Raw genomic sequence first — 14,275 nt, forward strand, 5'->3', positions numbered from 1 at the left:
GTCACACCCCTCCTGCCCGCCCATAGAGGCTCTGTATACGGTTTACCATATATGACAAATGGTTTTGCGGTTTAAAACTGTCCGCGGCATTTTTTGAAAACGCGCGCAATTTTTTGCTGTCAGAAGCGAGAATCAATATATCGCGCGCCAGGCCAAGGCAATCTCCTTTTTCCTCTAAAAATCCGTTGACACCGTTTGAGATAATCTCCGGTATGCCGCCCGCCTTGGTCGCTATCACCGGTTTACCTGCCGCAAACGCCTCCAGTATGACTACAGGCAGGCCCTCCCAGCGTGATGTCAGCAAAAGCATATCCACACGGGAAAGGATATCGGCAATATCTTCCTGCCAGCCTAAAAACTTTATATAACCGTCTACTCCAAGCCTTGAAGCCTGCTCCGATGCTAAAGGGCGCAGAAGTCCGTCACCGGCCGATATAAACTCAACAGCCTTGTTTTTATCCGTAACCAATTTTACCACTTTTATAAAATCCATAGGCGCTTTCTGCGGCTTAAAACAGGCTATAAAGCCCACCCTTACGGTATCATCTCTTTTACCGGGATTTATTCCACCGGCAAAACCATCCCTATCAATGCCATAGGATATTTTAGCATATTTTTCGCCTCTACTGTTAACATATTTGAGCCCTGCCATCATATCTTTATCAGAAACAACTATTAATTTTGTGGTTATTAATGATGTAATTTTTTCAAACATCCTGTAAGCAAACCTGGTAAACGCGCCCGACTCAATGTAAAAAGGCCAGCCGTGAACGGTATGAAAAACATATTTTACCCCTGAAAGGCGCGCGGCCCATCGTCCAATTATACCGGCCTTTGAACTATGCGTATGGACAACAGATATTTTGTAACGCCGCAGATAATACGCTATTTTAAAAAAAGACCGCGCGTCTTTTACTAGATTAATGTCACGGACAAGGCTGTCAATAACGATGACCTTTAACCCCTGTATAAGCCCTGCCTTCTTAGCAAGATATCCTCCATCCGAAGTAAAAAGAAAAACGTCATACAGCGCCCTGTCAAGACAAGCAAGCAGGGAAAGCGTGGTCTTTTGCGCGCCGCCAAGCTCAAGGCCGGTTATAATATGAGCGAGCCTTATCTTGGGCATCAAAAACCCAGCCTGTTATTATTTATATTATCGGCCGTCATTTTTGCCTCCAGCATGCATTCCTCCATTGACATGTATTTCCAGCCTCCGTACCTGCCGATAGAATAGATTCCGCGCGCGCGCAGAAAATCATCAATACTTTTCACGAGCCCGTTTCGGCCGCGGATAGGATAAGCATATTTTATCCGGCATAATTTTTCGGATAGGACCCGGTCGCGGCCGGACAATATGCCGGCCTTTCTAAGGTCATGTATCACGCGTTCCCTGACCTGGGTGTCATCCATTTTCAAAGGCCTGTCATCCGTATACGAAACCTCCGCGTATAATGAACTAGCGCCGTTAGGACAAAGATTGTCAGAAAAATTAGAAAAAAACCCAACCCTATAAAACACGTATTTTCTCTCCGGGAAATAAATCCAGTGTTTATCAGAAATACTATTTCTGTCTATACCGAGATTCAGGTTCAGGACTGAAACAAACTTTAACCTGCCGGCAGCGTGTTTTAAGGCAGGAGGAGCGGCATCTATTAATCCTATAAGCTCTGGCAGAGGCATAGTTGAAATAAGCGTATCAAAATAGGCCGTTTCTCCCGCGGCAAACCTTACTTTCCTTTGAGAAATATCTATCGCCTTGACTTCCTTGTTAAAAAAAACCTTTTCTTTAATCCCGGCACAAAAAGCATCCGATAAAACCTGTATACCGCCATGCGACGGGTAAAAAAATATCCTGTTATAGCCAAAACCCCTTTTAAAATCAGACACAGCCCCGCGTATGGCATAGTCAAGCCTGGGCTTGGGTATAAATTTATCAACCCAGTCTATGCCGACACCGCTTAAGGGGGTCTTCCACAGTTTCCGGTTATACGGAAACATAAAATGCTTGGCAACCCCGCTGCCAAGACTCTCCAATATCCAATCCCGTAAATTGTCCGCGGGCTTTTTATTGCGGGCATCGGATACCTGCGCGTGGGCCATCTCAAGCAGGCAGTCCTTAATCACGGCCGGAGGCAGTTTATACGTATTAACCTGAAAAGGATATCTTGTATATATGCCCTTGGACAATATCCAGGACCTCCTGCGCTTTTTATCCAGGCGGACCGGGCTTATCAATTTTTCAACAAGATTTTTTACCCAGGAGGTTTTAAAATGCAGAAGATGGCCTGCTTTATCAAAAATAAAACCATCCACCTTTTCCGAAGATGCTGTTCCGCCGGCAAACCGGTTTTTTTCAAACAAAGCATAATCGCCCTTGAGATGATAGGCCGCACTCAAGCCCGTAATCCCGGCCCCGATTATTAATATTTTATTATTACGCCTGTTCATCATAATACGTAAATTCCATATTTTAAAATACCGCGCGCCGCGTTACGGCATATCATCATAATACGCCAAAGCGGGCCTAATACCGGCTCGGAAAACAATATTTTCTCTTAGCCAGGGCCCTGCGTATCCAATAATGGCCTTTTAAGGCGCGTATAACTTGCCTCCGGCAAAAAAAGGCATAAGCCAATTCCAAAAGCCCGAATAACAGGGCTGGTACGATGTGTAATATTAATCCGGCCGCGGATTCATTTTTCAACATAACTATATAACGGTTTTTTATTAACCACGCGTGCATTTTATTGTCAAGATACCTGCGCGCGAAAGGCTTATTTAACCCCGCATCGGGCCGGAATGAGCCGCCGCGGATATGATAGGCTGCTGCCGAAGGGACATAATAACCTCTCCAGCCGTAATTTCTTCCGCGCCAAGCGGCATCAAGGTCTTCATAAAACATAATGAGGTCCTCGTCAAAATACTGGCAGTCATATTTTATATCCTCAAGCATCTTTTTCCGGTAAAAAGCGGCCGCGCCGCCGGGGCCGAATATAAAGGCTTCTTTTTCAAAAGACTTGCCGGCGGCTTTTCCATAACCTTTTTCTTTGGCCCTGCGAAATATGTCAGGCCTAATGCCGACACTGTCTATTGTTTCGGCATCATCTCTAAAAACTTTTCCGCTTACCATGCCTATATTTTTACCGGCAAAAAATCCTCTGCTGGCTTCGCTTATAAAATTCGCGTCTAACACAACATCATCATTAAGACAGAGTATGTATTCGCCCCTGCTTATAAATACGCCTTTGTTTAAAGACGCGGCGTAAAAAAGGTTCACGGGGCTTTCGTATACCGCGACTTTCGGAAAATCGCATTTTAGCTTACGCGAAAAACCGCTATCAAGAGAATTATCTATAACAATCACCTCCGCGGGAGGCAGTGTTTGCGCGTCCAAAGACCTAAGGCATCTTGAAATATAATCCCCGGCGCCTTTTGTAACAACAATAACACTTATAAAAGCGCCGTCAGGCCTATTCATGGCACGGGCCTCAAAATATCCTCCGGAAGACTGCCTGCTCTGGCATACCGGTTGAATATGAACAAATACATAAAACGAAATGATTCGTAAAATACCTGCAGTATTTTATACGCGGAATGGGCTGGCGGGCAAACATTTTTTTTAATCATCAATTTACGGTTGCGGTATGATAAATATTGGCGCACCCTTTTATCCGTGTGAAAACTGCCGCCCTTATGAAAGCAAACCGCGCAAGGGCAATAAAGCGATGACCAGCCGGCATTTCGGCATCTTAACGCCAAGTCTATGTCCTCTACCAAAAAGAAGAACCTTTTGTCAAAATACCCTGTCTCCTGCTTCACCTCTTCAAGCATATCGCGCTTATAGAAAGCGGCGGCCGAGCAGGGGCCTGTCACCTTACAGAGATGTTTACCGTTTCTATCCGCCGGCATTCCTTTATCATAATCATAGAATCTCTTTATCGCGGTCAGGTAAATACCGTGGCTATATACTCTTCCGCCGTCTTCTGTTAGTATGTTGGGCTGGACCATGCCGGTATCCGGGGTAAGTTTAGGCCTCAATTCTTTAAAAGCCTCTATGAAACCATTGCCCAAAATAATGTCACTGTCCAGTGTTAGCACCCATTCGCCTTCCGAACGCGCTATGGCCTGGTTCCTTGCCTGGGCAGCGCCGAGGTTTTGCCTGTTTTCAATAAACCTGACACTGCCATACGCGCTCTTCAATGCCTCAACAGATCTGTCGCTGGATCCATTATCTACGATAATCACCTCTACGCCGGGGCCTGCCTGGCCTGATATCGAGTCCAGGCAATTTTTCAACAATGCGCCGCTGTTACAGGAAACAATAATTACGGAAATATCCATTCTATATGTCATTTATTATTTTTGCCAATTTGCCGCCCATAACTTCTAAACTGTAATCAAGCAATACCGCCTGCCTGGCCCGGCAGCCCAATTCCCGCCTTAACACATTGTCACGGCACAATAAGCGCATATAATGGGCAAACTCATCTTTACCCGAAGCCAAAAATCCCGTTTTGCCGTCGGACAATATACGGCAGGCCTCGCCCGTGGCGCTGGCTATAACGGGTTTGCCCATTGCCATGTACTCAAATAATTTTGTCGGGCTTTTTGCGGCGTTAAAACGGCTGTTCTGGATAAGAGGCAACAGGCAGATATCAACCTGGGACAGCGCGGCAGGCATATCATCGGGCTGGACCCAGCCGCAAAATTCAATCCTGTCAGCGCAGTTTAAATAAAGGGCGTCCTTTCTGATCTGTTCATAATAACTACCACAGCCGGCTATTTTAAGATAAATATCCGCGCGTTCTTTTTTAAGCTCTGAAAAACAAGAAAGCATAAACCTGATATTATCAAACATGTCCTTGTGGAAAACGGTCCCTGCCCAAAAAAACACTATCCTGCCTTTCTCGTTACTCCCGACAGGGGTAAACAAACGGGTATCAACGCCTGTCGGCAAATAATAGATACGCCTGCTGAAAGGCCGCAAATATTTCTTAAGGTAAAAACTCGCGGCAATGCAGGCATCGGCATATCCGGCCATCCTTCTGGTAAAATATTCCATTTTGGAAGAAGGGAATATCCAATAATACCTCGGATTTTCCCTGATATTCCAGTCATCACAATCAAATATAATCTTATTCCTGTTCATGACAGAGGCCATGATCGGCGCCAAAACATGGTAATTCAGCCTTTGAATAAAAAAAATATTTCGCCCTCCTTCGCGCGCCAGACGACGGAATGCCCGGATATTATATCCTATTTTTTCGGACAAAGACATGCCGTATTCTTGCTCTCCATCACGAGCGCCAAGGTCATCCGCAAAAGAAAATACCTTCGTCTCAAAGCCTGCCAGGCGTAACTGCCTTGCCAGATTATAGCATCTTATCCTTGCCCCGGCCTGCCGATAACCTTCTCTTGTAACAAATATTACTCTCATAAAAAATTCCGGCTATATTAATCGCCTGGCCGCGACGCGCTAAGTCTGGCATATTCACAGCGATATTTTATATATCGGAGGGCCTTAGAAACGGCAAAAACAATACCCCTGGCGCGCATATAGTTCAAAAAGCGTTTAAGCCCTGTTAAAAAACCCATTCTCCTTCTGGCGTATTCCCCCCATACCTGATAAGCCCGCGCCTTTGCCTGTTCAAGGTCTCCGAGGCTAAGCCTGTCGGGCTTAAAGACACAATGGTAATGGCCGTCATACTTAGACCAGTCCCTGGTAAGTATCCTGCCAGAATTATCCAGCGAATTAAATAATGCTGTCCCCGGAAAAGGGGTCAATATGGAAAACTGGACAGAATCAGGCCCCAAGATAAGCGCCTGTTTTATGCTATCGCGTATAGTCTCTTTGGTCTCTCCCTCCAATCCAAAGCAAAATGTCAGGTGGACTTTTATGCCCAAGGCCTTTGTTAAGGTAATCATGCGAAAGCTGTCTTTTAATCTCATATTTTTGTTTGATCTTTTTACCAGGGACTGGGCGCCGGACTCAACCCCGTATTTCACTGCCCATAGGCCGGCGGCTTTGAGTTCCTTCAACAGCTCTCTGTCCATTAAATCAGCCCTTGCCATAATGGCCCAAGGTGTTGTATGCAGACCTCTTTTTCTTATCTCTTTGCAAAAATCCAATATCCTGTCGCGTCCGATATTCCATGTATCATCATCAAAATATACTGATTTAAATTTCATCTCCCTTATAAGATATTCCATTTCATCAACCACGTCCTTGACCGACCTTGCCCTGTAGTGCCTGCCTCTATACATCACCTGGGGCCAAAGGCAGAAGTTACAGCCAAAAGGGCATCCCCGGGATGCCAGCATCTGAACGCTCGGAGTAGGCATTTCCCCTGGGGCGTCCAGATATTTTTCCATTGGCAGCCCTGCCCTGTCCGGCCAGGGCAAGAGGTCCACGTCAAACGGGCCCCTTTCCGGCGTCTTAACTATTTTGCCGGCATCCCTGTATATAAGCCCTTTTACTTTACGCATATCTCTTCCGGTCAAGCGGCTCTGGACAAGTTCAAGCAAAGTAAATTCGTATTCCGCGCGCAAGACATAATCAATAAAAGAATGGTCTTTTAAAAAAGACTCTTCATATATTAAGGAATTGGGCCCGCATAGTATTATTGTCCTTCCCGAGCAAGCAAGGTTTTTGAGCGCCTTCATATCATCCATAAACGACGGAACGGATGTTTCGGCAACCAAAATATCAGGTGCCATTGACCTGATATTTTCCATAAACACAGATTCGGGCATACGTTCAGCCGCGCAGTCAAGAATACCGGCATTAAAACCATTTCTTTTAAGCAGTGATGAAGCGTGGGCAAGAAAAAAAGGAAACGGCATATAATCGCCTTCCGATGCGTCTTTTAAATGGGGCCAGCGCGACCCTGCCCGCACGCCCCATCTGCCGTCTTTCTGCCACGGTAAATTAACCAGTAATATTTTAGGACCCGTTGCCATCAATGTGTCCTTTCGTTTTTAAAATAAGAATGCCCGCAAGTTCTATACCATTGCACGGACTCATCAAGCCCCCGGCTAAGATTGAATTCAGGGGCATAGCCTAAAACCCTTGACATTTTGTTTATCTCGGCGCACCTGTTCAACACATCGTTTAAGCGTTTGGGCGTAAACCTGATATTTGCCTTGCTGCCGGTAACCTCTATTATGGCCCGCGCCAGCGACAATATTGAAGTCCTGACGCCTGTGCCGATGTTTATCACTTCCCCGTCGCAGGCTTTAGCGAATAAAGCCTTCTCCGAACTGTTTACCACGTCCGCGATAAAAGTAAAATCCCTTGTCTGGCTTCCGTCACCGTATATTGCTATGTCCTCCCCGGCCAGCGCGCGCTTAATCAATATCCCGACAACAAAGCCGTAAGGCGAGGCATTTTGCCTGGGGCCATACACATTAAAAAACCTCAACGAACAAGTCCTTAAACCGTATTTTTCATAATAAGCCCTGCAAAACCTCTCTCCTATTAATTTGACGGCCGCGTATGTCAGGCTCGGATTTATACAGCTTTTTTCATGGGTAGGTATTTCCACCGGCTCGCCATAAACTTCCGATGATGAAGCGTAAATAATTTTTTTGACATTGTGCCTTAACGATAAATCCATGATATTTTTGATACCGTCAATATCCTCAAGAACACTGAAAGGCCTCTCCTGGGTCCTCCTTACCCCTACTACGGCGGCATAGTGATAAACCGCGTCTATATTATACGATTTAAACACGCCCTCAATCTCACTGCGCCTGTTCACGTTCGCGTTTATAAAAATAAATTCTCCGCCTGTTTCGCGCGCTGAATCAAGATTTTTAGGACTGCCTGTCAACATATTATCTACGCATACCACCCTGTGGCGCAGATTCAAAAACCTGTCGCATAAATGTGAACCGATAAAACCGGCCCCGCCTGTTATCAGAATATTCATAAGCGCCTGCCGCCTTTTACCTTTCTTTTAAACATATTGTTTCGGATTAAGCCCGGCCAGCTTTCCATTTGAGCATCATCCATATGGCTTTCAATCCGTCCCGTTTACGCATGCCGTTTTTTTTGTCATTGTATATCGTTTTGACAAAAACCTGTTCATATCGTAACTTATGCCTTATGGTCTTATAGGCTATTTCGGTGACAATTCCATACCCTGCCGATTCCCACCGCAGGCTGTCATAACAATCAGCCCTGAAGGCGTGGAAACCCGTCTGTGTGTCAATTATGTCCGAAGCGAATAATGCCCTGGCAATAAAAGATAAAAAAGCATTGCCCGCTCTTTTTCCGATAGGCATCCTGTTGTCTCTCGGACGCATACCGAATACTATCTGCGCCCTATTTTCCAATATGGGCTTAAGCAGTCTTGGTATATCAGCCGGATCATGCTGGCCGTCGGCATCCATGGTCACAATAATGTCCGCCCCGTTGTTGACGGCATAATCACAGCCGGTCCGCGTAGCAAAGCCGGCGCCTTTGTTACATTCAAGTTTTATGACGCTGGCGCCTTTGTTTTTTGCTATCACAGGCGTGTCGTCGCAAGAATGGTCGTCAACAACTACAACCTTCTGGACAAAATCCAGAGCGCTCTCTATTACCCTGCCTATCCTGGCCTGCTCGTTGTGCGCCGGCACAACCGCTACAATGCTCTCCATTATTTTCCGCCTTACAATTTTCAAAGACTCTTTTTTCGGGCCGTGGTTTAAGAAAAAACCCTTAACTCGTCATTTTACTGCCGTTAATTTCGGGACAGACCGTATCTTCTTAATCACATAATCGTAATCAAGCCCGATCTTGTCTATGTAATCCCTGATAGCCTGCCAACGCGGCCTGTTCTCCGCTAAGACAAGCCTCAAGGCTTCCTGCCTGCTCAAAACCCCTTCTCTTATCTGGTTGCTCCTGAAGGCATCATTCTCGGTAAAACCGCCCAAAGTATAATATATAAAATTATAAAAAGGCGAGGTAAGGTCATCTATGCGCCATGTTTGTATTGTGTCCCGGGCGGATTCCCAGTCATATTCATTTTTAAGAGTTGTTATCACCTCGGCCTCGTCCCACGGAATATAATGCCATAAATACAGATAATCGTAAGTCTGTATATAGGTGGCCCAGTAGCCAAAAAACGTTGACCATATGGAACTGTTAAAATAAGCGGGGTTTAGCATAAACTGTTTAACGGCATTTATGGAAAACTGCAGGCGGCCGGCGAAAGTCAGGTTATGGATAACACCCTGGGGTTCTCCTGACGGTATGCCGAGAAAGCCCCATTTAAAATCCGTGTTTTCAAATTCATTGCCGCGCGCCATGACCACCAATCCGATACCATACTCTTTAGCTGTTCTCTTTATATAATATTCGGCCGGCTTGTCCCCGGCCATGAACAAAACCACCATACCGGGATGCGGCCTCTTAAACCATGCGTTGATATTCCGCCGGACATAATCCCTCTGCGCCCGGATGTCTGCGGACATTACAATATGTTCCACGCCCAGTTTTCCGCAAAGGCGGGCCTGGTTTCTATACGCGGAATCGGATGTCATACCCCAGTCAAAAGTAAAAGCAACAGGGTTCATCTTCAACACGGTCTTGACATAATGAAGGGCAAAAGAGCTGTCTCTGCCGCCGCTCAATGCCACAAGGCAGTCGGGCCTGCCGTCATTTCTGCGATATTTTGAAACAACATTTTCTAAAGCGGGCTTGCCTTTATAAACCAATTTTTTATGGGCCAGGCAATAATTGCATATCCCGTCATTGTTAAACCGGATAAAAGGTATCGTTTCAGGCAATACGCATCTGGCGCATCTTTTTAGCGCTTCCCATCCGGCTTGCCCGGCGCCCGCTTCATTTCTGTCCAATAGCCGCGAAAAATACGTATCAGTTTTATGGCTTATCTTACCGCGAACTAATAATTTTCTATTTATATCAAACGTTGTCTTGACAAAATCTCTAAACCGAAGGCAAAAAGCGGTCCCGGCCTTCACTTGGCTGACAATACAATTACCGGCATAAGACTGCGGTATTGATTTTCTGATAAATTTCTCAAGAATAGTCCTTTGGGATGAAAAAAAACAAAAACCCTTGCCCGTATCGGCACAATAATAAAGAGATCCCGTATTCGTTGCCAAAACAATGCTGTCGTGTTCTATCATTAACGCGGCTATTGAGGCTGAACCGTCAATATTTTCATAAAGCTTTATGACAGCCTCCTTCAGGCCCATGCCTTGCTCAATAAACAACTCCAAAAGACCGAATATCCTTCCATGCCGCGGCGCTGTTTTGCCTAAAACCTGCGCGGAAGCATTGTCTAAAACAGTCGGGTCCGCGATAAAACCGTCATAGACACCCGACAGCCGGCCCCCTGTAGCAGGCTGTATATCGGTACCGCTACTAGCGTTAAGCCCCGCGCAAGCCAAAAAAACCGCCGGAGTTGATATCGTCCTGCCGCGCGATGGAAAGATACGGCTGATTGAGGCCCGGCAGAACTCTTTATACGCTCTTGTGTTAAGCAATCTGCGCGCGCGAACATTATCTTTACAGCAAGATAACTTTTCTTCGGCAAAAAACAAAGCCCCGGCGGTATCTTTGCCTCTTGATTCTGAAAGCAAAAACAACCCCCTCATCGCTTCTTTCACGGAAGAGGCCGATATATTCAAGCCTTTCTTTAATACAAACCCCGAAATACCGCTCATCCCCTACCCCCTTTGTCTATTAAATTACTTCTTTCTGTAAATAACTACCTCGGAACCGTCTTCAGGCACTTTGACGCGGGCAATCACTTCAAAAAGTTTTTCATGCGCTATAAGGGCTTTTTCAAAACAGCTCCTTATGTCTTCCCTGCTGCCGCGTGAGCCTATCGGTCCGGAATTCTTGTCAATAAGATAATCCGCTCCCGCAACCAGCCTATCCCAGTCATAAGTACCCGGTTCACGGGCATCAACTCCATCGGCCATAATACAGCAATCCAGCTCAAACGGCATCCTTTTCATAACAAATTTATACTCAAGCGGATAAAAAATCTGCGGCAGGCCGAACAGGCACAATACCCTTTTCTTGCGGCCGGGTTTTACCTCTTCTCTTTTGAAAACTTCCAACAGGTCTTTATTAACCGTATAATATTTATCCGTCCTGAACATGTTCCTGATGCCGAATGCCATGGGGCTGTGAAGCCAGGCAGGATACGCGAAATTATAATTTATGGCGGCAAATTGCAGCAAAGACAGGCACAATATTACTGCCGCGCACAGCCTCTTGAATAAACTATTAATACGGCTTGTAAATAATCCATGGCTTACCATTAAAAAATAGGCGGGAAGAACCGGCATGGCGAATCTTAAAAACCGGTTGGGAAGAAACGAAATGACTGCCAGGGGAACAAGAAACCATAACAAAAGCATTTTGTCCGTATTCTTTATATTAATAATTGATTGGATAAAAAACGGTATCGTAAAGACAAACACCGGATAACCCAGAAGAGCGGGGAATTTGTTGATATAAAAAAACATTGAACTGGAATATGGAGGGGGAAGCTGGGACAACCGGCAATAATAACGAAGCAATTCAATTGAATTAAAATACACGAAAAATACCGTTAAGAACGCTACCGCAAAGCACATTAGTATATTACGGCAAGCGCGCCGACGGTCAGGCCTGTTCATAAAAGACCTGTATATATAATACAACAGGGGAAACAGCACATATAAGGCGAATGTCTCTCTTGTCAGCTGGGCGATTGACAGAAGCAGGCCAAGGCATAGACTGAAAAAAAATGACCTAAAATAATCTGTCCGTATCAATAAATACACGCTTAAACACGTCAACGCGGTTAAGGGAAGGTCTGTCATCATCGTGCGGGAATATTGAAAGATAATCGGTGAAGATACCGTCAATAAAGCTGCCATAAGCCCTGCCGTCCTGCCGCAGAGCAATGAACCGATGCCATAACAGCCAAAAGACAGAATAAGCAAAAACAGCGTACTGACCAGCCATATGACGGCCTTTTCATCACAAACGTCAAAAAACGATACCAGTTTCCATGCCATTGCCTGAAATATAAAAAAAGCCGGCGGCCTGGACAGAAAACGTCTCCGTATCTTTACGGCGTCTTTTATCATATCCCCCACGCGCTTTCCGTCATAATTGTCAAATATAACACGATAAATATGCAGTCCCCCTTCAAGATAATGGGCCTCGTCACAAACCCTTAACACCTTTGCTTTATAAATAACCTGTAAATTAACCAGCGCCTGGGCGGCCAATATGACGGCAAGTATGGTTAATGACATTTTTTTACGCATCATAGCAAACAAGCCTTATAAGAATTATACGCTTACGCTTATCGTTCCTTCAAAAAACCGGTATCTGGCAGGCTGTAAAACCTTGCCGCAGGCCTTATAAAATTGCAGTAATCTGGATTTATACAAAGAATCGGTATTTTCAATAATAGCCTTTAATTTTCCGTCATTACCGTTATGCCCGAATAACACCTGCGGCATGACCTGGCTTAGAGCGGTTATTGGCCCGCGCGCGGTTCCGCTAAAATACCTGAAAGGCAGTATATCATAATCTTTGGTGTATTCATTATTGAAATTACCCGCAAAACCGTCTCCTGCCGACCATTTCTTATAAAGGCCTGACAGCATAATATTTGCCTGTTGTATCTCTAAATTCATCTTCTCGCGGATGCAAACATCGGCTTCCCATCTGAATATCCCGTTACCGGTTTTTTCTATCCGCCACGTTTGAGACAACGGCAGATACGGCCAATCGCCCGAGACGGCAAGCATATCCTTGCTTTTATCAAGTACACGCCATAGGGCCTGATAAGAATCATACCATATGCCTGAAACCCTGACGGACGTATAAACGCCTAATCCTGATGTCAATTCCCTGTCATTAAAAAACAACCGGCCTCTGCCTCTGTCAAAAATAAACCTCAATTTTCCCGCGTTGATAAAAGGTCCTGCTGTCAAAGGAACACCTTCTTTCAAAGGCGCGACATTATCGGCAAACTTAACAAAACCTTTAAAACATCCGCACCCATTAGGATTTTTGTTCCAATCCGCGTGGCCTATAATGGACGATTTGAGGGACAACCTTTCTTCTTCCCTGGACTTATGTTTGAATACCGCGAGTATTCTTTTTTCGGCGTGGGATTGGGATTGGAATAATAATCCAGGCAAGGATTTTACCGGCACGGGCTTTAAGAAAATAAACGTAACCTTATTGTCTTTTAGCCTGACAGGGCCGATATTGTTAACATAATGGCCTACGGATAATTTTCCGCATTCACGCGCGGTTACCCAGTCCTTATATCCGTTTAGAACATCCAAAGTAAATGACGGACAGCTTATAGAGGCCTTCTTTGGGCATACGGCATGGATATCAATATCCAATCTGTTACCGGACTCGCAGGCCATTTTCCATTTTTGCGATAATAGGCCGGGAAAGCGCATCTCAATAATAATACATGAAGCGGATTGTTTCTTTACCTGCCACACGGCTGAAGACGTGTCATACCATGTCTTTGCCGACAGGAATGCCATGTCAAAGCCTTTGCCTTTGGTAAGCTCTTTGTCCGAGTAATAGAGCCTTATGGCTTTATCCTCCGGGTCAACTACAAGCTTTAAGTTGTCTTTTGATATACTGCGGTTTAAGAGTTCCTGCCGGAGCTTGAGGGCGAGGCTGTCCGAACATTCTTTTATGTAAGCGTCTGTTTTTTTACCGTCCTCATCTATGTCTATGGCAGCGCTGATAGAAGCGTCTTTACCGCGCGCTTTATCCGTGCCTATCTGCAGTGTGTGGCATGAAGAGGCGGAATCGCTGTTCTGGATAAGGCAGTCAAGATTGTCTTTGTTTTCCAGCATAATGCCGGGCAGGTCTTTTGTCATTTTGAGGCCGAAGAACCTTGACATGGGCTCTTGCAGTTTCATGTCCTGCCACATGGTAAAATCTTTTGGAAATTCTGATTCCTGGTGCCCGCAGAAGTAATTCTGGTATTCATGGCTCATATACAATATAAGCTTCAGCGATTGGGGGTTGAAAGAGTCCTTGGAAGAAGACGACATCTTCCATGATAAAGACCTGTTTTCAAATAAAAATCTATAATTGACCGCGAATTTGAACTGGCTCCAATAGAGTTCCAGGATAAGGCTGTCATGGTCTTTCTTTACCTGCCACACGGCTGAAGACGTGTCATACCATGTCTTTGCCGACAGGAATGCCATGTCAAAGCCTTTGCCTTTGGTAAGCTCTTTGTCCGAGTAATAGAGCCTTATGGCTTTATCCTCC

At 45.4% G+C, this 14,275-nt stretch carries 11 protein-coding genes; all 11 read right to left on the reverse strand.

Features of this window, described 5'->3' with window-relative positions:
* Position 1: 1 nt before the first annotated feature.
* Positions 2–1,126, reverse strand: coding sequence for a glycosyltransferase family 4 protein (locus PHV77_01170; GenBank protein ID MDD5503912.1), 1,125 nt, complete (start codon positions 1,124–1,126; stop codon positions 2–4).
* Positions 1,126–2,451 carry an FAD-dependent oxidoreductase gene (locus PHV77_01175; GenBank protein ID MDD5503913.1) on the reverse strand — a complete coding sequence of 442 codons (1,326 nt, stop codon included), beginning with the start codon at positions 2,449–2,451 and terminating at the stop codon, positions 1,126–1,128. The genes PHV77_01170 and PHV77_01175 overlap by 1 nt, the downstream gene beginning before the upstream one ends.
* 73 nt (positions 2,452–2,524) lie before the next feature.
* A complete protein-coding gene (locus PHV77_01180; protein MDD5503914.1) occupies positions 2,525–3,478 on the reverse strand; it encodes a glycosyltransferase family 2 protein in 954 nt (317 codons plus the stop codon).
* On the reverse strand, positions 3,475–4,341 hold the full coding sequence (locus tag PHV77_01185) for a glycosyltransferase family 2 protein (GenBank protein MDD5503915.1): 867 nt from the start codon (positions 4,339–4,341) through the stop codon (positions 3,475–3,477). Before PHV77_01185 ends, PHV77_01180 begins: the two co-directional genes overlap by 4 nt.
* A 1-nt stretch (position 4,342) precedes the next feature.
* Complete coding sequence (locus PHV77_01190; protein ID MDD5503916.1) at positions 4,343–5,437, reverse strand: glycosyltransferase family 4 protein; 1,095 nt, start codon at positions 5,435–5,437, stop codon at positions 4,343–4,345.
* Positions 5,438–5,454: 17 nt separating this feature from the next.
* Entirely contained in the window at positions 5,455–6,960 is a 1,506-nt protein-coding gene (locus PHV77_01195; GenBank protein ID MDD5503917.1) for a radical SAM protein, read from the reverse strand.
* Complete coding sequence (locus tag PHV77_01200) at positions 6,960–7,931, reverse strand: SDR family NAD(P)-dependent oxidoreductase (GenBank protein MDD5503918.1); 972 nt, start codon at positions 7,929–7,931, stop codon at positions 6,960–6,962. The genes PHV77_01195 and PHV77_01200 overlap by 1 nt, the downstream gene beginning before the upstream one ends.
* Before the next feature lie 46 nt (positions 7,932–7,977).
* A complete protein-coding gene (locus PHV77_01205) occupies positions 7,978–8,643 on the reverse strand; it encodes a glycosyltransferase family 2 protein (protein MDD5503919.1) in 666 nt (221 codons plus the stop codon).
* A gap of 69 nt (positions 8,644–8,712) precedes the next feature.
* Positions 8,713–10,677, reverse strand: a complete 1,965-nt coding sequence (locus PHV77_01210) for a hypothetical protein (protein MDD5503920.1) — start codon at positions 10,675–10,677, stop codon at positions 8,713–8,715.
* Between the two features lie 24 nt (positions 10,678–10,701).
* Positions 10,702–12,285 carry a glycosyltransferase family 39 protein gene (locus tag PHV77_01215; protein MDD5503921.1) on the reverse strand — a complete coding sequence of 528 codons (1,584 nt, stop codon included), beginning with the start codon at positions 12,283–12,285 and terminating at the stop codon, positions 10,702–10,704.
* 21 nt (positions 12,286–12,306) lie between these two features.
* Positions 12,307–14,275: hypothetical protein (locus PHV77_01220; GenBank protein ID MDD5503922.1), on the reverse strand; the 1,969-nt coding region annotated here is incomplete at its 5' end.

This window comes from Candidatus Omnitrophota bacterium (assembly GCA_028716165.1).
GTDB lineage: Bacteria > Omnitrophota > Gorgyraeia > JABMRG01 > JABMRG01 > JAQUQI01.

What these genes read in the sequence shown, in the direction of transcription:
- PHV77_01200 (MDD5503918.1), bottom strand. Translation starts at nt 7,931, where the DNA reads ATGAATATTCTGATAACAGGCGGGGCCGGTTTTATCGGTTCACATTTA.
- PHV77_01180 (MDD5503914.1), bottom strand. Translation starts at nt 3,478, where the DNA reads ATGAATAGGCCTGACGGCGCTTTTATAAGTGTTATTGTTGTTACAAAA.
- PHV77_01170 (MDD5503912.1), bottom strand. Translation starts at nt 1,126, where the DNA reads ATGCCCAAGATAAGGCTCGCTCATATTATAACCGGCCTTGAGCTTGGC.
- PHV77_01190 (MDD5503916.1), bottom strand. Translation starts at nt 5,437, where the DNA reads ATGAGAGTAATATTTGTTACAAGAGAAGGTTATCGGCAGGCCGGGGCA.
- PHV77_01195 (MDD5503917.1), bottom strand. Translation starts at nt 6,960, where the DNA reads ATGGCAACGGGTCCTAAAATATTACTGGTTAATTTACCGTGGCAGAAA.
- PHV77_01175 (MDD5503913.1), bottom strand. Translation starts at nt 2,451, where the DNA reads ATGATGAACAGGCGTAATAATAAAATATTAATAATCGGGGCCGGGATT.
- PHV77_01185 (MDD5503915.1), bottom strand. Translation starts at nt 4,341, where the DNA reads ATGGATATTTCCGTAATTATTGTTTCCTGTAACAGCGGCGCATTGTTG.
- PHV77_01215 (MDD5503921.1), bottom strand. Translation starts at nt 12,285, where the DNA reads ATGATGCGTAAAAAAATGTCATTAACCATACTTGCCGTCATATTGGCC.
- PHV77_01205 (MDD5503919.1), bottom strand. Translation starts at nt 8,643, where the DNA reads ATGGAGAGCATTGTAGCGGTTGTGCCGGCGCACAACGAGCAGGCCAGG.
- PHV77_01210 (MDD5503920.1), bottom strand. Translation starts at nt 10,677, where the DNA reads ATGAGCGGTATTTCGGGGTTTGTATTAAAGAAAGGCTTGAATATATCG.